The organism is uncultured Virgibacillus sp. (assembly GCF_947495635.1).
GTDB lineage: Bacteria > Bacillota > Bacilli > Bacillales > Amphibacillaceae > Virgibacillus > Virgibacillus salarius.
The window spans coordinates 1-4,723 of sequence record NZ_CANMAB010000163.1 but is presented as its reverse complement, the minus strand read 5'-3'; the positions used below and the strand labels follow the sequence as shown (position 1 = coordinate 4,723).

The 4,723-nt window shown below is 33.3% G+C and carries 2 protein-coding genes; both read left to right on the top strand.

Annotated features, from left to right (window positions below; translation table 11 throughout):
* Positions 1-483: condensation domain-containing protein (locus Q1A47_RS19975; protein ID WP_299632731.1), on the top strand; the 483-nt coding region annotated here is incomplete at its 5' end.
* A 78-nt stretch (positions 484-561) separates the two neighbouring features.
* Positions 562-4,723: amino acid adenylation domain-containing protein (locus Q1A47_RS19970; RefSeq protein ID WP_299632730.1), on the top strand; the 4,162-nt coding region annotated here is incomplete at its 3' end.

Below are 4,723 nucleotides of genomic sequence, written 5' to 3'. Positions count from 1 at the left end.
ACATTTAGTGAATTTTTGAAGGAAGTGAAAGAAAACTCATTGCAAGCTTATGACAATCAGAACTATCAGCTTGAAGAGTTAATAAAAGAAATCGATGTAAAACGAAATCCTGGTCGAAATCCTTTGTTCGATGTGCTGTTTGACATGACTAATATTGATATTAGTACAGATAGAATTGACTTGGATCACCTCCAGATAAAGCAAAAAGCGATAAGCAACACGATCTCTAAATTTGATTTATCATTAAAAGTCCTAGAGATAAGCAATACTATTCAAATGAGTTTTGAATATTCTATTGCACTGTTTAAAAAAGAATTCATGGAAAGAGCAATCAAAGATTTCAAAGTAATCCTTGAAGCGGTGTTGAATAGTGGAAATAGTAAAATAGAACACATCAATGTATTGAATCATGAGGAGAAGAGAAACATCGAAGAAATAGATAATGAAGTAAAAAAACTGAGAAGTACGACATTTACATTTTAGCAAGATACAAAATGATCTATCCATATTCGTACTCGTCTGTTTAGTTCGAATATGGATAAGTGGAAGGATGTGAGCTGTATGCTAAAAAGTGATGATGCTGTACACGTGAATGAACGATTAGAAAGATCAAATGAATATTGGAAGAGCCTAAACCTATTGGATATCGAACCAGGGACAATTCCACATGATTATTTTTCAAAAGCCAACTATCAAAAAAACGAACATACCATTACAATGGACAAAGCATTAATCAACAAAATAAATGGTATCACTAACGAAAATGATTTACTGCTGTATCTAGTTATGCTGACAGGGCTGAATATTCAATTATTTAAATATAATGGCAATGAAGAAAGCATAATTGGGATTCCAACATATATAGGAGAAGTAAAAGATAGTAAATCCATAAAAAATAGGCTGTTGCCACTGGTTAACTGTGTTGCAAATGAATCTTCTAATAAGCAACTACTTAAAGATACACAAGAAAGGTTATTTCAGGCATATGACAATCAGTATGCGGATCTAGAAATGCTACTAAAAAAAATGCAAAGCGGTATCAGTGTAATGGATATAACTCCGATTAGTATCAGTATGGATGCTTTGCATGGACAAGAGTCTATTGACTATATAATCAATTCCGATACAAACCAACTCTCTATATGTATTAATAAAATAGACTCCAAAGAATATTCTATAAGCTTTTATTATAATGCACAGCTTTATGATGAAAAATCTATCAGGTTATTCGGAGAACGATATATTAGAGTTCTTAATAGTATTGCAAATAATTTAGATCAATGTGTACAGGACATATCTCTTTTATCTGAAAGGGAAGAGTATCAGTTACTCTATGGATTTAATCATACACAGACACATTTTCCAAAAGATAAAACAGTGCCGGAGCTATTTGAAAATCAAGTCAAAAAAAATCCTTTTAACATTGCAGTACAATATAAAAACAATTCATTAACCTATCAAGAATTGAATGAAAATGCTAATCAACTAGCTAGATTTTTACGAAACAATGGTGTAAAAGCCGAATCAATTGTTGCAATTATGCTCCCACCTTCTATTGAGCTAATTATTGCTATTTTAGGTGTTTTAAAAGCAGGAGGAGCTTACTTACCTATAGATATAACCCTTCCAAAAAGTAGAAAAGAATACATGTTGAAGAATTCTAATACAGTAACTATTATTTCTACTGACCATCTGATGGAAGAAATCCATACAACTGTTGACTTCATGGATTTGCCTAAGTGGAGTTTTGATAGTAATAGTAAAGATAACTTGGAAATTACCGTTACTCCGAATAACTTAGCATATGTAATTTATACATCTGGAACTACTGGAAACCCTAAGGGGGTAATGATTGAACATAACTCTTTAATTAATTATATAAGCTATTGTCAACAAAAATATCTTACAAATGGTGCTGGAGACTTTCCATTGTTTACGTCCATTTCATTCGATTTAACCATCACATCGATCTACGTTCCTTTATTATCAGGTAATAAGGTTCACGTTTATCATAACGATGATCCATATGCATTTACGAAGATAGTAGAAGATAAGGTAGATATGATGAAATTAACGCCTGCACACTTAAGTGTAATTAACGATCTAGATATAGACCACATTGGTATTACAGCATTTGTGGTTGGTGGTGAAGAATTATCCTATCAATTGGCTGATCGTATTTTTCAAAAGTTTAATGGAAAGGTAGAAATTATTAATGAATATGGTCCAACAGAAGCAACAGTGGGATGCATTGAATATAGATATATAAGAAAAAGTAGAAAAGAAAAGTCTCTTCCTATCGGATACCCTATTCAAAATACGAGTGTATATATATTAGATGGGGATCTTAAGCCTGTACCAATCGGTATATCAGGTGATTTATGGATTGCTGGTGAAGGTGTAGCTCGTGGTTATTTAAATAGACCGGACTTAACTTCTAAAAAATTCGTCAAATCTCCTTTTCGATCAAATGAAAGAATGTACAAAACTGGGGATATTGCCCGTTGGCGAAATGACGGCATTATTGAATTTTATGGTAGAAAGGATAATCAAGTAAAAATTAGAGGTTATCGTATTGAAATTGGTGAAATTGAAAATAATTTAATTAGTCATCCAGAGATTAACGAAGTAGTCGTATTGGTTAAAGAAGATGAAGAAAATCAGAAATCACTTGTCGGTTATTATGTTGGTAGAAGTCAGCTTGACACGCAAGATATACGAGATTATTTAGAAGAGCTACTGCCATATTACATGATACCATCCTATCTGTTTCAGATAGAGCGTATGCCTTTAACAAGAAATGGAAAAGTAGATAGAAAGGCATTACGTGAACTAAATTTGCATATTGAAAGTGAATATGTAGCACCGCAAACGGAAGCGGAAGAAATATTTGTAAGGATATGGTCTGATGTATTAGGAATAGAAAAAATTGGTGTCCATGATAATTTCTTCGAATTAGGTGGAGATTCTATCAATGCTATTCGAATTATATCAAAATTACAAAAGCATCATTATCTACTAGATGTTAAAGATATTTTTCAATCTAGCACGATTAGAAAATTGATTGCGAAGGTATTTGTCCATGCATCTTCTGTAAATCAGGAAGAAGTGATTGGAGAAGCACCGCTAATTCCAATTCAAAAGATGTTTTTTGAACACAACTTTACAGATAGCCATCATTGGAATCAATCGGTGATGATTCATCGTAAAGAAGGCTTTCAGGAAGATATCGTCAGGGAAGTTTTAACGGCAATCACCAAGCATCATGATGCCCTACGAATGGTATACCAATTTGATCCGAACGGCGTAAAACAAATCATTCGAAAGAGTACGGAAGATAAGCTGTTCGATTTTCAAGTATTTAATTATCGTTTTGTAGAAGATCATCAGAGAGAAATAGAAGTATGTAGTCAAATGATTCAGCGTGGGCTAGATATTGAAAACGGCCCACTTGTTAACGTAGCATTATTTCAAACGAATGAAGGGGACCATTTACTTTTTGTGATTCACCATTTAGTGATAGACGGAGTTTCATGGAGAATTCTGTTAGAAGATTTTACAGAAGGCTACCATCAAGTTAGTCAAGAAAAAGAGATAGCCTTCCAGAAAAAGACTAATTCTTTCCAAGAATGGGGTATGTATCTTGAGCAGCAAGCGCAAGGGAATTTATTACAAGAAGAACTAGATTACTGGGCTAAAATTGATCAAGCAGATATCAAGTTATTACCGGTAGACTTTAACTATAGTGAAGAAAGCAATAAGTTAAAAAATAATAACTGTATTGAAATTTTATTAAGTCAAGAAGAAACCTTGAAATTATTGCAAAACACAAATAAAGCCTATAATACAGAGGTTAATGACATTTTATTGACTGCTTTAGGGTTGGCTATTCACGATTGGACCTCGGAAAACAAGTTGATGATTAATTTGGAAGGACACGGGAGGGAAATGCTTGAAGGGGATATAAATATTTCTAGAACGATAGGGTGGTTCACCACACACTATCCTGTTTTATTGGAAGTGGATAAAGAGAAAACATTGGATTATACCATAAAAAATATAAAAGAGACATTAAGACATATACCAAATAAAGGAATTGGTTATGGAATATGTAGGTATTTATTGGATGAGAAACGAGTAAACGGAAAGGCTACCCCTCAGATAAGCTTTAATTACCTTGGCCAATTTGATGAAAAAATAAAAAATGACGTCTTTTCGTTGTCGAACTTATCTGGTGGTGAACCAATCAGTCCCAATGCTGAAAATTTATTTGATATAGACATTAATGGATCAATTATAGAGCGCCAATTAGGGTTTACATTTACTTACAATAGTAAGAAATATTATGAAAGTACAATGAAGATGGTAGCCGCATCATATAAGAGCTACTTACTACAAATCATTGAACACTGTCAAAAACAAACCACCACAGAATTAACACCCTCAGATTATGCAGACCAGAGTTTGACGTTAGAAGAACTAGCGGAACTAACGAAATACTACCATTCTGCAACCATTCAAGATATTTACCCATTGACACCAATGCAGGAAGGAATGTTATTCCATTCTCTGTTAGATGAACATTCAACGACCTATTTTGAGCAAAAATCCTTTATAAGCAAGGGGAATGTCCATCTTGATATTCTCGAACAAAGCTTTATAAAACTAATCGAACGGTACGAAATTTTACGAAGTGTAATCGTCCATGAGAATGTTCAATCAC